This window comes from Nakamurella leprariae (assembly GCF_016918035.1).
GTDB classification, from domain to species: domain Bacteria; phylum Actinomycetota; class Actinomycetes; order Mycobacteriales; family Nakamurellaceae; genus Nakamurella; species Nakamurella leprariae.
In genome coordinates this window covers 191,621-206,260 of the sequence record NZ_JAERWK010000023.1, presented here as the reverse complement: position 1 = coordinate 206,260, position 14,640 = coordinate 191,621, and the positions used below count along the sequence as shown (strand labels likewise).

11 protein-coding genes are annotated in these 14,640 nt (G+C 72.2%); 5 read left to right on the top strand and 6 right to left on the bottom strand.

The window, feature by feature from the left end; translation table 11 throughout:
* Positions 1-257 precede the first annotated feature (257 nt).
* Positions 258-1,475 carry a cobalamin-independent methionine synthase II family protein gene (locus JL106_RS17900; RefSeq protein WP_205262124.1) on the top strand — a complete coding sequence of 406 codons (1,218 nt, stop codon included), beginning with the start codon at positions 258-260 and terminating at the stop codon, positions 1,473-1,475.
* A gap of 62 nt (positions 1,476-1,537) precedes the next feature.
* Here JL106_RS17900 and JL106_RS17895 read toward each other — a convergent pair whose 3' ends face one another.
* The 6 genes from JL106_RS17895 to JL106_RS17870 form a co-directional block, all read right to left on the bottom strand.
* The gene (locus JL106_RS17895) at positions 1,538-2,932 is read right to left on the bottom strand and encodes an HNH endonuclease (protein WP_205262123.1); all 1,395 of its coding nucleotides are present in this window, start codon (positions 2,930-2,932) and stop codon (positions 1,538-1,540) included.
* Positions 2,933-3,329: 397 nt separating this feature from the next.
* Positions 3,330-4,055 (bottom strand): haloacid dehalogenase type II, encoded by a 726-nt coding sequence (locus JL106_RS17890; RefSeq protein WP_205262122.1) that lies wholly within the window; start codon positions 4,053-4,055, stop codon positions 3,330-3,332.
* A gap of 903 nt (positions 4,056-4,958) precedes the next feature.
* Positions 4,959-6,650: an ABC-F family ATP-binding cassette domain-containing protein gene (locus JL106_RS17885; RefSeq protein ID WP_205262121.1), complete on the bottom strand. Its 1,692-nt coding sequence runs from the start codon at positions 6,648-6,650 to the stop codon at positions 4,959-4,961.
* A gap of 8 nt (positions 6,651-6,658) precedes the next feature.
* Complete coding sequence (locus JL106_RS17880; RefSeq protein ID WP_205262120.1) at positions 6,659-7,636, bottom strand: DUF5926 family protein; 978 nt, start codon at positions 7,634-7,636, stop codon at positions 6,659-6,661.
* 91 nt (positions 7,637-7,727) lie between these two features.
* Positions 7,728-8,555, bottom strand: coding sequence for a DUF4328 domain-containing protein (locus JL106_RS17875; protein ID WP_205262119.1), 828 nt, complete (start codon positions 8,553-8,555; stop codon positions 7,728-7,730).
* Between the two features lie 239 nt (positions 8,556-8,794).
* On the bottom strand, positions 8,795-9,127 hold the full coding sequence (locus tag JL106_RS17870; RefSeq protein ID WP_205262118.1) for a rhodanese-like domain-containing protein: 333 nt from the start codon (positions 9,125-9,127) through the stop codon (positions 8,795-8,797).
* A 156-nt stretch (positions 9,128-9,283) separates the two neighbouring features.
* Here JL106_RS17870 and JL106_RS17865 point away from each other — a divergent pair, with 156 nt between their 5' ends.
* The 4 genes from JL106_RS17865 (at position 9,284) to JL106_RS17850 (ending at position 14,551) form a co-directional block, all read left to right on the top strand.
* A complete protein-coding gene (locus JL106_RS17865) occupies positions 9,284-10,510 on the top strand; it encodes an aminotransferase family protein (protein ID WP_236007921.1) in 1,227 nt (408 codons plus the stop codon).
* Between the two features lie 132 nt (positions 10,511-10,642).
* Positions 10,643-11,686: a zinc-dependent alcohol dehydrogenase gene (locus JL106_RS17860; protein WP_205262116.1), complete on the top strand. Its 1,044-nt coding sequence runs from the start codon at positions 10,643-10,645 to the stop codon at positions 11,684-11,686.
* 225 nt (positions 11,687-11,911) lie between these two features.
* Positions 11,912-12,958, top strand: a complete 1,047-nt coding sequence (locus JL106_RS17855) for a zinc-dependent alcohol dehydrogenase (RefSeq protein WP_205262115.1) — start codon at positions 11,912-11,914, stop codon at positions 12,956-12,958.
* Positions 12,959-13,288: 330 nt separating this feature from the next.
* Complete coding sequence (locus JL106_RS17850) at positions 13,289-14,551, top strand: arginine deiminase (RefSeq protein ID WP_205262114.1); 1,263 nt, start codon at positions 13,289-13,291, stop codon at positions 14,549-14,551.
* Positions 14,552-14,640 lie beyond the last annotated feature (89 nt).

Genomic DNA, 14,640 nt, shown 5'->3' with positions numbered 1-14,640 from the left:
CGCCGGGGGGGTCGCGCGGGCTGATCTCGCACGGGCGGCGGCGAACGGGTCGTCGGCGGTCCATCCGGACCGTCGGCGGCCCGTTCGCCGTTCCGGGATGTGTTAGCGTCGCCGGCGCAGCGCGCGAACAGCGAGGCCTCGCGCTCCCGGCCCTCAGCCGGTTGAGCATCCGCCTGCGATGTGACCAGTCCCGTTCCCAGGGCGTCGCGTCGCGCTGGATCGATCGATCCGGGCACGCGGTTCCCGGAGAGGCCAGCATGATCACCAGCTCTGAGCGGTTCCAGACCACCCACGCCGGAAGTCTGCCCCGCACACCCGAACTCATCGCGGCGAATGCGGCCCGCAAGCTGTCCGACGACGGCTTCACCGTGGTGCCAGACCCCGCGTTCGACGCCATGCTGTCCGACGCCGTCACCGATCTGGTGCGCCGCCAGGTCGACGCGGGTATCACGGTCGTCGGCGACGGCGAGTACGGGAAGTCCATGTCCAGCGCGGTCGACTACGGCGCCTGGTGGTCGTACTCGTTCCAGCGCCTCTCGGGGCTCGAACTCGTCGACGACGGCCTGTTCGCGCAGCCGCCGGTGCGGTCGACGCCGGGAAACGTGCAGCTCACCAGCTTCCCGGACCGGCGTGACTGGCAGATCTTCCGCGACGCCTACACCGACCCGGACAGCGGGGTGACGGTGGGCAAGCCGGCGGCGTTCCCGACCTGCACCGGCGAGCTGCGCTACACCGGGCACTCGGCGCTGACCCAGGACATCGCCAACCTGAAGACGGCACTGGCCGAGACCGGTGCTGCCGAGGGCTTCCTCACGTCGTTGTCGCCGGGCAGCTGCTCGCGCATCTCGAACCAGCACTACGCGTCCGAGGAGGAGTTCATCTGGGCCTGCGCCGACGCGATGCGCGAGGAGTATGTCGCCATCATCGAAGCCGGCCTGGTGCTGCAGATCGACGATCCCTCGATCGCCGAGAACTGGGACCAGATCAACCCGGAGCCGTCCGTCGAGGACTACCGGGCGTTCACCCGGATCCGGGTCGAGGCGCTGAACCACGCCCTGCGCGGACTGCCCGAGGACCGCATCCGGTTCCACCTGTGCTGGGGGTCCTGGCACGGTCCGCACACGACCGACGTCGAATTCCGCCACATCGTCGACCTGATGCTCGAGATCAACGCAGGCGCCTACTCGTTCGAGGCGGGCAACGTGCGTCACGAGCACGAGTGGCGGGTCTGGGAGGACGTGCAACTGCCGGACGGCAAGCTCATCCTTCCCGGGGTGGTCAGCCACGCCACCAACGTGGTGGAGCATCCGCAGCTGGTCGCCGACCGCATCCAGCGGTTCGCCTCGCTGGTCGGCCGGGAGCGGGTGATCGCTTCCACCGATTGCGGTCTCGGCGGCCGCATCCACCCGCAGATCGCCTGGGCCAAGCTGCAGACGCTGGCCGCGGGCGCCGCACTGGCGGACGAGCGCCGCTGATCGCGTGACGCCCGGCCTGGGACGCAGGACGCGACCCGGGCCGGGCCCGCTCGTCCGCATCGTCATCGAGCCACCTGCGGTTCTGCGCTCTGATCGGATGCGCTGCCCCACGGTGCTGAGGTGGGCGGCCCTGGTGGGGTGCTGCGGTACTCGTGGCCGGTCGGGGTGGTGACGACGGTAGCTGCCGCGGAACCAGTCGTGTGCCAGCCGTCTTCGTCTTTGGTGAGGTTGCAGCGGGCGCACAATCCTTGGCCGTTGTCGAGCACGGTGGGGCCGTCGGTGGCGTGGGGCTGGATGTGGTCGGCGTGGCGGATGGGGGCGTCGCACCAGGGTGTTCGGCAGGTCTGGTCCCGGGCGATGAGGAACTGTCGGTCCTGGTGACCGAAACGGCGTCTGCGTGGATCAGCGTGGCTCACCTGGCCGATCGGATCGGTGAACAAGCGGCGGACGAACACCCGGCTCGATTCCGGAGCCTCGCGGATCAGGTGCCGGGCCAGGCTGGCCGGGATGGGGCCGTGGCCGACGACGACCGCGGGTTCGGTGTCGCCGTCGAGCAGGGTGCGGTCGGTCATGACCAGGTTGATGGTCAGGTCGACGCCCGCGGGCACGGTGGGCAGCTCGCTCATGTCAGCAGCGTCATCGCTGGCCTCGACCGTGTCGGCGGCGGCGGGGGCGGCGACGGCGGTGACGCGAGCAACCAACTCATCGGCCATGACCTGGCCGCGGCCCCGCTCGTCGCCGGTGGCGAAGATGGTGTCGGCGTGCCGCCGCAGCGCCGCAATCACAGAGACGCCCTGCACGACCGGCAGCAGCGCGGTCAGGTAGGTCATGCAGTCCGGCGCCGGGCGGAGGCTGACCCGCCGGTCATTGGCAGCCTTGGCGTTCCGCGCGACCGCCTGTTTCGGGTCGAGTCGGTAGGCGATCCGCGTCGCCTCGGCGGCCAGCGCCCGGTCGCCCAGCCCGACGTAGGAGTCGGCCAGTTGTTCGTCGGCAGCGCGCTGATCAGCGCGGGACAGGCAGGCGGTCTCCCGAGCCACCAGCGTGGCCTTCCATTCACTGACCTCGCCGCGGCGCAGCGCGGACGCGAGATGGGGCAGTTCGTCGCGCAGGGACAGGGCCAACCCGAGGTGCCGACCGCCCTGGGTGGGTGAGACCCGCCGGGCGAGCGCGACCTGCGCTCCCACCGACCGTCGCACCGACACCCGGCGGCGTGTGGCCGCGTCCCCCGGCTCGCCGGCCGAAGCAGACCGGTCGGAGCCGGTGAGTTGCTGGTCCAGCAGCGCAGTCGTGGCGCGGGCCTGCAGTGACGCGGCCGCGGCCTTGAGCCGCTCGAGACCGCCGATCAGCTCGACCAGGTCGTGCTCATCCAGTCCGTCCGGTCTCGTCACCGCGAGGGCGTCGACCCACGACACGACCGCGGCCGCCAGTGCCGGTTCGGCGATCGTCGTACTGGACATGAGTACGATTCTACCGTGTCGATGACTGATGATCGAGGTGAGCATTGAGCGCGGACGGGTGGCGGATTCCCGTCGCTCCGACGGCCCGCCTCTCAATCACGGCAAACTCGAGGCGCGATCCCGTTCAGCCGCAGCAACTCTCACACTTCAGCCAAGCAGTCTTCGTTCTGTCAACCAACTGCACAGGTGCGCGACTGCCGCCCGGGACCCGCGGAGCGCCAGTCGCCGCAGCCTCCGCCGCGAGACGACGCCATCCGCACCGCCTTCACCGATCAGCACGGAAACACGCCGTTCCACAACGCAGTCGACCGCTCGGCGGAGCCAGCAAACGGGCGAGCACCCCGAAGAGCCGGCGGCCACCGCCCCACGCAGTCGTCCGCCCCACCGACAGAACCCGTCAGCACCCGAGCAGATCGGCGACCTCGGTGATCGACCCGGTGACGAGATCCCAGTCGTCCTCGGCCGTGAGATCGGCCGTCTGCCCGGGCCCGAACTCGAGCGGCCGCGCCACGAACACAGTCCGCAACCCGACCGCCCGCGCCGCCCGCAGGTCCGCGTTGTGCGCCGCGACCATGGCCACCTGGTCAGGCCGCAGGCCCACCGCCTCCACCGAGCGCAGGTACGTCTGCGGCATCGGCTTGTAGTTGTGGGCGATCTCCGCGCCGAGGATGACGTTCCAGGGCAGACCACCGAACCGGGCCAGGGCGAGCATCCCGGCGATGGATCCGTTGGACAGCGGCCCGATCGGGAACCGCCGCTGCAACCGGGTGAGGCCGACGACCGAGTCCGGCCACGGATCCAGCCGTGTCCACGCCCGGTTCAGCTCGGCCAGCTCGTCGCCCGTCACCGCGCCGAAGTCGACACCGTGCCGGGCCAGCACCGTCTCCAGGCTCTCCCGGTTCAACCGCTCGAGCGGGACCCACGGGCGCACCCCGGTGCGGACGGCTTCCATCGAAGGCTGGTACCGCGACCGCCACTCGTCGGCGAACACCAACGGGTCGACCTCGATGCCGTGCCCGGTCAGGAACGGCTCGGCCGCCCGCGCGATGCTGGACCGCCAGTCGACCACCGTGCCGAAGACGTCGAAGGCCAGGAACCGGACCTCGTCGAGGACTGCGCGCATCGAGTTTCCGATCAGTCGGGACGGAACGGCGGACCGCCATGGTCGCATCGCCGACGCGGCCGGATCCCGCCGGGATGGCACCAAGCACCTCTTCGCCGGATTCGATGGTCGGAGCCCGCTCTCGCTCGTACCTCGCTCGACCGACTCCTCCGGATTCGATGGTCGGAGCCCGCTCTCGCTCGTACCTCGCTCGACCGACTCCTCCGGATTCGATGGTCAGAGCCCGCTCTCGCTCGTACCTCGCTCGACCGACTCCTCCGGATTCGGTCGGGACTTCGTCCACGTCCACCTCGGCCTCTCCGGCACGGTCACCTCCGGCCGCGCCGCCCGAGCCGCGCGGAGCGCTGCGCATGCGGTGGGCGGGCCCGGGTCCCGGCGGGGACGGCGGGTGGACCGACCTGAGCGGCGCCACGCCCTGCGAGGTCATCACCGACGACGAGATGCAGCTCATCCTGGCCCGACTGGGCCCGGACCCACGACGCCGGTCGGACCCCGACAAGGCCTGGGAACGGATCACCCGGAGCCGGGTCGCCATCGGCGCGCTGCTCATGGACCAAGCCGTGCTGGCCGGGGTCGGCACGTCTCTCAGGCCGAAGTGCTGTTCCGGCAGTCCATCTCGCCGTTCCGACCGGGCCGGGGCCTCGACCACGACAGCTGGAGGGCGATGTGGGCGGATCTGGTCCGGTTGATGACCGCCGGAGTGCGCGCCGGGCGCATCATCACCACCCGCCCCGAGGACTGCACCCACCCGCGCTTCGCGGTGCCCCGGGAGGACGCGCACTCCGTGTACCGCCGGACCGGACTGCCCTGCCGGCGCTGCTGCACCCCGGTGAGCACCCAGGTCATGGTCGGGCGGAAGCTGTACTCGTGTCCGGTCTGTCAGGCGGGCGTGAACCCAGCGCGTCAGCGCTCGTGCACCCGCCCGGCCTGCACGTCCCAGCGACGGTCAACCCGCACCGTCTCGAGCATGCGGCGGTCGTGGGTGACCAGCAGCAGCGTGCCCGGGTAGTCGTTCAGCGCCTGTTCGAGCTGCTCGATGGCCGGCAGGTCGAGGTGGTTGGTCGGCTCGTCGAGCACCAGCAGGTTCACCCCACGCGCCTGCAGCAGGGCCAGCGCCGCCCGCGTCCGCTCCCCCGGCGACAACGAGGCGTCGTCGCGGCTGACGTGGTCGGCGCCGAGCCCGAACTTGGCCAGCAGCGTGCGGATCTCCTCCGGACGCTGGTCGGGCAGCAAGGTCTCGAACGCACCGAGCAGGGTCGGCCGTCCACCGGTCCGGGCGGCCGTGCCGAGCAGCGCGCGGGCCTGGTCGATCTCGCCGACAGCCACCGACGACCCCCGCGTCACCGACCCGGAGTCCGGCGCCAGCCGGCCGAGCAGGACCGAGAGCAGGGTGGTCTTGCCGCTGCCGTTCGGGCCGGTCACGGCGATCCGGTCGCCCGCGTCGATCTGCAGGTCGACCGGACCCAGGGTGAACTCGCCCCGCCGCAGCACGGCGCCCCGGGCGGCCAGCACCACGCTGCCCGACCGGCCCGCCGCCTTGATCGAGTACTGCAGCGTCCACTCCTTGCGCGGCTCGATCACCTCGGGGAGCCGTTCCAGCATGCGGTCGGTCTGGCTGGCCTTGGCCGCCTGCTTCTCGGTCTGCTCGATGCGGTGGCCCCGGCCGACCTTGTCGTTGTCCTTCCCGCGGCCCTTGGCCCCCTGAGCGGCGGCCCGCATGCCCTTGTCCATCCACGCCCGCTGCGTCCGGGCCCGCTCCTGCAGCTCGGCCTTGCGGTCCGCGTACTCCTCGTACGCCTCCCGGGCGTGCCGACGGGCGACCTCCCGCTCGGACAGGTAGGCCTGGTAGCCGCCGCGGTAGACGGCGATCTGCTGCTGGGCCAGGTCCAGCTCGACCACCACCCGCACGCAGCGGGCCAGGAACTCCCGGTCGTGCGAGACCAGCACCACCGTCGCGCCACTCGCCGAGCGCTCGGCGACGAAGCGCTCCAGCCGGTCCAGACCCTCCAGGTCCAGGTCGTTGGTCGGCTCGTCGAGCAGGAACACCTCGAAGCGGGCCAGCAGCAGCAGGGCGAGCCCGACACGGGCGGCCTGCCCCCCGGACAGCCCGGTCATCAGCAGGTCGCGGGCGCGCCCCCCACCCACCGGCACCAGCCCGACGTCGACCAGCGCGGCATCGATCCGCTCGTCCAGGTCGGCCGCACCCAACGCCAGCCACCGGTCCAGCGCGACCGCGTACCGGTCGTCCGCGCCGTCCACCCCGAGCCCGAGATCGACTGCTGCGTCGTCCATCTCGGCCTGCGCGGCGGTCACCCCGGTGGACCGGGCCAGGAAGGCGGCGACGTCCTCACCGGGTCGCCGTTGCACCTCCTGCGGCAGGTAGCCGATGGTCGCGTCGGCCGGCGCGAGCTCGAGCGTGCCCTCGTCCGGGGCGACGAGGCCGGCCAGCAACCGCAGCAGCGTCGACTTGCCGGCGCCGTTCGCGCCGACCAGGCCGACCACCTCGCCGGGTCCGACGGTGAGGTCCAGGCCGGAGAACACGGTGCGATCGCCGTGCGCGACCCCGACCCCGCGGGCGATGACGGTGGCAGCCACGACGGGCGTCAGCGCAGGGTGAACTGCCGGCCGCGGATGCCGTCGCGGGCGCGCCGCTCGGCGTCGGTCAGCTCCTGACCGGCGGCCACCGAGGCCAGGGCGGCGTCCAGACGCTCGGCGAACGCCGCGGCCGGACCGGCCCACTCGCTGGCGTGCGCCTCGCGGTCAAGGTCCCACACCGGCACCAGGCAGCCGTGGGCGCGGAACGACCCGACGTAGCGGGAGCCCTCGCACAGGCCGAGCTCGTCGGCCGCGGCCAGCCGGGCCAGGCCGGCCATGAGCGCCGACTCGTCCTCCGAGCGCACCCAGCGCAGGTGCGCCTTGTCACCGGCGTCGACCCAGTAGGCGCCGGGCAGATCGGCGACGCGGGCGCTCGGCATGATCGCGGCGTTGGCCCGCTCCAGCGAGACCGCCACCTCCGAACCCGGATCCGGCGTCGAGTCCAGCCACCAGGCGAAGTCGTCCTGCACGGTCACCTGGAGCGGCTCGTCGACGACGAGGTCGCCGAACCGCGGCCCCTCGGTCGCGCGGCCGACGACGGGCAGCATCTTGGACGGGCCGGCGGCCAGCCCCCACTCGATGGCGGCACCGAGATCGCGGGCCAGATCACCGGAGTGGGTCTGCACCTGCAGGCCGATGAACAGCGAGCCGTCCACCCTGGTCAGCGCCGCGGCCGCGCCGGGCAGCACGGTGCCCAGCGTCACCGACGGGACGGACGACTCCCCGCGCAGCGTCAGCGGCGCCGTCGCCGACGGCACGAACTCGCGCAGCGCGATCAGCTCGGTCTCCGCAGCCAACCCCTCGAACGGCCGGGTGACGATCAGGTCGGGCACGTCGCCGGACCCGTGGCACGCCTTGTACCGGCGGCCCGATCCGCACGGGCACGGGCGGCGCGGGTTGTCGACCGAAGCGGAGGCCGCGGTGCTGGCGGCATTGGCGGCGGCTGCATCAGCGCCGGCGGACCGGCGGGCACTCTTCTTGGACACGCGACCACGGTAAACGAGTCGGGGCACGGTTCCGGACGTCGGAGCGTCGTCGCCGCCCAGCCCGACCACGCGCCGGACGAGCGACGCGGCGTCAGCCCCGGGTCGGCGCGGGCGGGACCACCACCCACCCCGCGTACGGAGGCCGCCGGGGTCGGACCAGCCGGGCCAACCGGACCGCCAGCGCGGCGGTGAGCCCGGCGACCACGGCCGCGGTCACGTCGACCGCGATGTGCAGCTCCACCGAGTCGGCGGCGGCCTGCGCCGATCCGCCCAGACCGCGGAGTACCGCAGCGGCCCACAGCACGCCGTTCAGCACCCAGGCCACCCACCAGGCCGCGACGAGCCGGCTGACCCGCGGCCGCCCACCGGCGGTGAGCAGCACGTCGGGCCCGGTTCCGGTCTCGGCGTCGGCGTACGGGTGCCGGCGGTGCACCGTCCCGGCCACCATCGACTCGGTCTCGGCCAGCACCTGACCGGCGCCGACCAGGTTCCATCCGGGGAGCAGCAGGCGCAGCAGCACGGCGCGGCGCGAGTGCGGTGCACCACGGCGGAGCACGGCCGCCGCACCGGCGTGCAGCCGGACGACGGCCGGGACTCCGGTGAGCACCGTCAGCACCGCGGCGAGCAGCACCCCGACGGACGTGCCGACCACAGCCGCGTCACTGAACCGGACGACCGATGCGTCCAACACCTCGGTGCGCCCGCGCAGCAGCAGCACGAACCGCTGGATCTCGGCTGCCGCAGCCAGCAACGCGAACACGGCGGTCAGACCGCCCAGCCACACCACGGTGCGCAGCGGCCGGACGGTGGCGTCCAGCTCGGCCGACGCGTCCCGCCGCGCGGGCGGCTCGACCGGCACCCAGGCGATGGGCCGGTACCCCCAGCGCGGCCGGTCCGGCCCGTAGGACGGCGGTCCCATGTACGGACGACGCGGCGAAGACGGCGCACGGGGCCGCAACGGGGCCGGGCGGTCGGCGGGCGGGTGCGCCACCCAGGTCACTCCGGTCAGCGGGGCACTGCACCGTACGCACCACGAGCCACCGACCTGCATCCAGCCGCAGGCCGGACAGCGACCGGTCGGCGGGGAGCCCGGCCACGGCTGCATCCCGGGCCGGGCGGCAGTGCCGTTCCCGGACCCGGTGCCAAGGCCCGGGGTGCTCAGATGATCTCCGGGACGTTCGAGTGATCGGCCTCCAGCGGCCGGCCGGCCGCCACCCAGACACCCATGCCGCCGGCGACGTTCACGGCGTCCCAGCCCTGCTGGTTGAGGTACGCGGTGACCCGCGCGGATCGTCCGCCCGATCGGCAGACCACGTAGATCGGGTCGCCCTCGGGCACCTCGTCGAGCCGGTCGGCCAGCTCGGACATCGGGATGTGCGTCGCCCCGGGCGCGTGGCCGGCCTGCCACTCATCGGGTTCGCGCACGTCCAACAGCGTCGCGTCCTGCGGCACCTCGGTGACCGCCACCTCTGGGATCTGTGGAGAGTTCACCCGGCCATCGTCCCACCTGCCCGCCGGGGCCGGCCCGACCACCGCAGGTCGTGCGCCGGGGAGCGCGCTGGGTACGGTGCGGCAGGCACCCGGACCGGACAGCGGGCTGCCATCCGATCCTCCAGGAGGTTCCGCGTGGGTGCGTTGTGGCACGGCATGGCCAACATGTCCGCCGTCGAGGCGAACGGTGAGTTCGTCCTCACCCGCGGCCAGGGCGCCACGGTGTGGGACGCCCAGGGGCGCGAGTACGTGGACGCCACCGCCGGACTGTGGTTCGCCACCGTCGGGCACGGCCGTACCGAGATCGGTGACGCGGTCGCCGCGCAACTCAGCCGGATCGCGCACTACTCCAACTTCGGCGACCACGCGGTCGACACCGCCGTGGCGCTGGCCGAACGGCTGGCGGCGATCGCCCCGGTCCCGAACAGCAAGATCTTCTTCACCTCGGGCGGCTCGGACTCCATCGACTCGGCGGCCAAGCTGGCCCGCCGGTACTGGCACGAACTGGGCCGGCCGGACAAGACGCTGATCGTGGGGCGGGAGCGGGCGTACCACGGCATGCACGTGGGTGGCACCGCCCTGTCCGGCATCCCCGGCAACTTCGAGGGTTACGGCACCCTCATGCAGGACGCCCGCACCATCGCGTGGGACTCCGGCAAGGCCCTGCTCGAGCTCATCGAGACCGAGGGGGCAGAGCGCATCGCGGCGTTCTTCTGCGAGCCGATCATCGGCGCCGGCGGCATCCACCTCCCCCCGGACGGGTACCTGGACGAGGTTCGCCGGATCTGTCGCGAGCACGACATCCTGTTCGTGGTCGACGAAGTCATCACCGGGTTCGGCCGGATCGGCAGCGACACGGGGCAGGGGCACTGGTTCGCCTCGTCCCGGTTCGACCTCGATCCGGACATGATGACCACGGCCAAGGGCCTGACGTCCGGGTACGTGCCGATGGGTGCGCTGTTCGTCGCGCCGCGGGTGGCCGAGCCGTTCTTCGCGCCGGGCGGCAGCACGTGGTGGCGGCACGGCTTCACCTACGCGGGGCACGCCGGCGCAGCAGCCGCGGCGATGGCGACGCTGGACATCGTGGAGCGCGAGGACCTGCTGTCCGCGGCCACCGCGCTGCAGGACGAGCTGCACCGGCGCATCGCCCCGCTGGCCGAGCTGGACCGGGTGGTCGAGGTGCGCAGCGGCCTGGGCGCGCTGGCCGCGATCCAGCTGGAGGACGTCCCGACCGCGCTGGCCATGGCCGGGACGCTGCGCGGCCACGGGGTGGCCACCCGCGCGGTGGGCGCCGGCGGCATCCAGGTCTCGCCGCCCCTGGTCATCACGGCGGACGAGCTGGACCGGCTGGAGGAGGGTCTCCGCGCGGCGCTCACCGCCTGAGCGGGACCCCGCTCTTGCCGCGGACGGCACCGTCCGACAGCATGAGCACCGTCCCGACCGGCTGGTCGGGAAGCCCGAGCGGTCGTCACCGATGACGGCGGGGCCGGGCCGGCTGCAGAGGAATCAGCAAACATGCGTCTGGCGACTTGGGAAGCCATCGAGACGGTCAAGCTCAACGACGTGCCGGAGCCCCAGCCGGGCCCGAAGGACGTGGTGATCGACGTCGGCGCCTGCGGCATCTGCGGGTCGGACGTGCACGCCTACGTCGAGGGCGCCTGGATCGCCCCCGGCGTGCCGCTGGGTCACGAGTTCGCCGGCACCGTCTCCTGGGTCGGCGAGGAGGTCGCGGGCCTCAAGGTGGGCGATCGGGTGGCAGCCAACCCGGCGGTGCCGTGCGGCACGTGCGCGCGGTGTCAGGACGGCCGGTTCAACCTGTGCAACAACATGTCTGGCTCCGGTGGCGGCTTCGCCGACAAGGTCCTGTACAAGGACGGGACCGTCGGTCAGCAGCTGTTCATCATGCCGGACAACGTGAGCTTCGAGGAGGCGGCGTTCCTGGAGCCGCTGTCGGTCGCGGCCCGCGCGGTCGACCACGCCGAGATCAAGCTCGACGAGCCCGTCCTCGTCTTCGGTCTGGGCTCCATCGGCGCCTGCGTGCTGCAGGTGCTGCTGGCCAAGGGGGCCAAGGACATCATCGTGGTCGACACCTCCGAGGCCCGTCGCGAGGCGGCGCGCAAGGCCGGCGCCCATGAGGTGCTCGACCCGATCGCGACCGACGTCGTCGCCCACCTGCTCGAGACCCGCGGCACCACCACCTCGCCGTACCAGCAGTCGGGGGCCATCGGCTCGATCATCGACTCCTCCGGCGCCGTCCAGGTGCTGCCCGGCGCGCTGACCCTGCTGCGCGCCGCGGGCGTGCTGTCGCTGGTCGGCCTGGCGTCCAAGGACGCCAGCATCAACATCAACGACATCGTGCAGAAGGAGATCCGGGTCCAGGGCAGCTTCGCCTACACCCCGGCCGACTGTGCCTACGCGGCCGACCTGATCGCGACCAAGACGGTCGACCTCACGCCGCTGGTGTCGCACAAGTTCAACCTCGACGACATCAGCGAGGCGTTCGAGACGCAGCGGCAGACCGCCACCTCCATCAAGGTCATGGTCTCCCCCAGCTTCTGAAGTGGTGCGCTGCTGAGCGCGACTCACGGACTCGAGCCCGGCCGGCGGATTCCTCACCGGCCGGGCTCGGCTCGTTCCGCGCCGAGTCGCACCGGATCGGCTTGGGCGCTTGCCGGTCGTGGCGCGGTCGGCCAGCATGGGTCGCGCCTCGACCCGACCGTCGGGAAGCCCGAGCAGCCGTCACCGACGACGGGGGGCCGGGCCGGCTGCGAAGGAATCTGCGACATGCGCCTGGCGACCTGGGAAGCCATCGAGATGGTCAAGCTCAACGACCTGCCGGAGTTCGACCCGGGTCCCAAGGACGTGATCATCGACGTCGGCGCCTGCGGGATCTGCGGGTCCGACGTGCACGCCTACGTCGAGGGCGCCTGGACCGCCCCGGGCAAGCCGCTGGGTCACGAGTTCGCCGGCACGGTGAGCTGGGTCGGCGCGGAGGTGGCCGGGCTGAGCGTGGGCGACCGGATCGCCGTCAACCCGGCGGTGCCGTGCGGTCAGTGCGCGCGGTGCCAGGACGGGCGGTTCAACCTGTGCAACAACCGGCAGGGCGGCGGCAGCGGCGGCTTCGCCGACCGGGTTCTGTTCACGAACGGCACCGTCGGGCGGCAGCTGTTCGTGATGCCGGACGACGTGAGCTTCGAGGAGGCGGCGTTCCTGGAGCCGCTGTCGGTCGCGGCCCGCGCGGTCGACCACGCCGAGATCAAGCTCGACGAGCCCGTCCTCGTCTTCGGCCTCGGTTCCATCGGCGCGTGCGTGCTGCAGGTGCTGCTGGCCCAGGGGGCCAAGGACATCATCGTGGTCGACACCTCCGAGGCCCGTCGCGAGGCGGCGCGCAAGGCCGGCGCGCACGAGGTACTGGATCCGATCGCCACCGATGTGGTCGCGCACCTGCTGGAGACCCGCGGCACGACGACGTCCCCGTACCAGGAGTCGGGGGCCATCGGCTCGATCATCGACTCCTCCGGCGCCGTCCAGGTGCTGCCCGGCGCGCTGACCCTGCTGCGCGCGGCCGGCACCCTGTCGCTGGTCGGCCTGGCCTCGCGCGATGCGGCGATCAACATCAACGACATCGTGCAGAAGGAGATCCGGGTCCAGGGCAGCTTCGCCTACACCCCGGCCGACTGTGCCTACGCGGCCGACCTGATCGCGACCAAGAAGGTCGACCTCACGCCGCTGGTCTCCCACACCTTCAACCTCGACGACATCACCGAGGCGTTCGAGACGCAGCGGCAGACCGCCACCTCGATCAAGGTGATGGTCTCCCCCACCGCCTGATCGTCCCCCGTTCGCTCCCAGCACGGACCCGGACCCGGTCGGCGGGTGGGCCGCCGGCCGGGCTGGCTGGTGTCCGCGTGTCGGCCATGGCAATTCGGCCGCGGCGGTCATGACTGCGGCGATTGGCTGCGCCGCGGACCGACATCCGCGCCCCGGATCCGCGGTGTCATGTGACAGGACATCGCTGATTGACGGCGCAGCTGCGCATTTCGGGCGCGGATCGGGCTCGTCACGTCGCGGCACGGCACCGCGCCCGGAAATCAGCGCCTCGCCAATACACTCCGTGATCAAGCCTCGGCCGAGCGTCGTCGGCGGGCGGGAGGAGTGCCAGTGATTGCACCCGCAGCACGGCCGTCGGCCTCGTACGGCGTGCACTCCGAGGTCGGCCGGCTGCGCAAGGTGCTGGTCTGCGCGCCGGGGCTGGCCCACCGCCGGCTCACCCCGACCAACGCCGCCGTGCTGCTCTTCGACGACGTGATGTGGGTGGAGACGGCGCAGCGCGACCACGCCGACTTCGTCGCCCAGCTCACCGCCCGCGGGGTCGAGGTGGTCGAGCTGCACGCGCTGCTGGCCGAGACGGTGGCCGACACCACCGCCCGGGATTGGCTGCTCGACCGGAAGATCACGCCGAACGAGGTCGGGCTCGGCCTGATGGACGGCACCCGCACCTACCTGGAATCACTGCCGCCACACCGGCTGGCCGAGTACCTCATCGGCGGCCTGGCCGCGTACGACCTGCCCGACGAACTGCGCGGCCCGGCCAGCGGTCTGGTGCCGGAGTCGACCGGTCCGTGGGAGTTCCTGCTGCCGCCGCTGCCGAACACGCTCTACACCCGGGACACCACCTGCTGGCTCTACGGCGGGCTGACCCTGAACCCGCTCTCATGGCCGGCCCGGGTGCACGAGACACTGCTCATGCAGGCCATCTACCGGTTCCACCCGGACTACGTCGGCTCGACCGTGTGGTGGGGGGACGCCGAGCGGGACTGGGGCCAGGCCACCATCGAGGGCGGCGACGTCATGCCGGTCGGCAACGGCGTGGTGCTGATGGGGATGAGCGAGCGCACCTCCCGACAGGCGATCACCCAGGTGGCCCTGACACTGTTCCAGGCCGGCGCCGCGCAGCAGGTGATCGTGGCCGGCATGCCGAAGCTGCGGGCGGCCATGCACCTGGACACCGTCTTCACCTTCGCCGACCGTGACGTGGTGACGCTGTACCCGCGGATCATGGACGGCGTCCACACCTTCACCCTGCTCCCGGCCGATCACGCCGTCGGCTTCGACGTGGTCGACGAGGGCGAGGGGCGGTTCGTCGAGGTGGTGGCCCGGTCCCTCGGTCTGGCGGAGATCCGCACCCTGGAGACCGGCGGTGACATCTACGCGTCCGAGCGTCAGCAGTGGGACAGCGGCAACAACGCGGTCGCGGTGGAGCCGGGCGTGGTCTTCACCTACGACCGGAACACCACCACCAACGCCCTGCTGCGGGCAGCGGGGGTGGAGGTCATCGAGATCGTCGGGGCGGAACTCGGCCGGGGCCGGGGTGGCGGGCACTGCATGACCTGCCCGATCGTCCGGGATCCCGTCGACCTCTGACCCGTCCCGGACCTGTCCCTCCGACGGAACTTCATGGCAGGCGAAGCACCCTGCGGCGCCAGCCAATTGGCGAAGATCAGCCGTCCCAA

Excerpts from the sequence above, each read along its gene's own strand:
- JL106_RS17865 (WP_236007921.1), top strand. The coding sequence starts at position 9,284 with ATGGCCAACATGTCCGCCGTCGAGGCGAACGGTGAGTTCGTCCTCACC.
- JL106_RS17875 (WP_205262119.1), bottom strand. The coding sequence starts at position 8,555 with ATGGGACCGCCGTCCTACGGGCCGGACCGGCCGCGCTGGGGGTACCGG.
- JL106_RS17900 (WP_205262124.1), top strand. The coding sequence starts at position 258 with ATGATCACCAGCTCTGAGCGGTTCCAGACCACCCACGCCGGAAGTCTG.
- JL106_RS17855 (WP_205262115.1), top strand. The coding sequence starts at position 11,912 with ATGCGCCTGGCGACCTGGGAAGCCATCGAGATGGTCAAGCTCAACGAC.
- JL106_RS17890 (WP_205262122.1), bottom strand. The coding sequence starts at position 4,055 with ATGCGCGCAGTCCTCGACGAGGTCCGGTTCCTGGCCTTCGACGTCTTC.
- JL106_RS17860 (WP_205262116.1), top strand. The coding sequence starts at position 10,643 with ATGCGTCTGGCGACTTGGGAAGCCATCGAGACGGTCAAGCTCAACGAC.
- JL106_RS17895 (WP_205262123.1), bottom strand. The coding sequence starts at position 2,932 with ATGTCCAGTACGACGATCGCCGAACCGGCACTGGCGGCCGCGGTCGTG.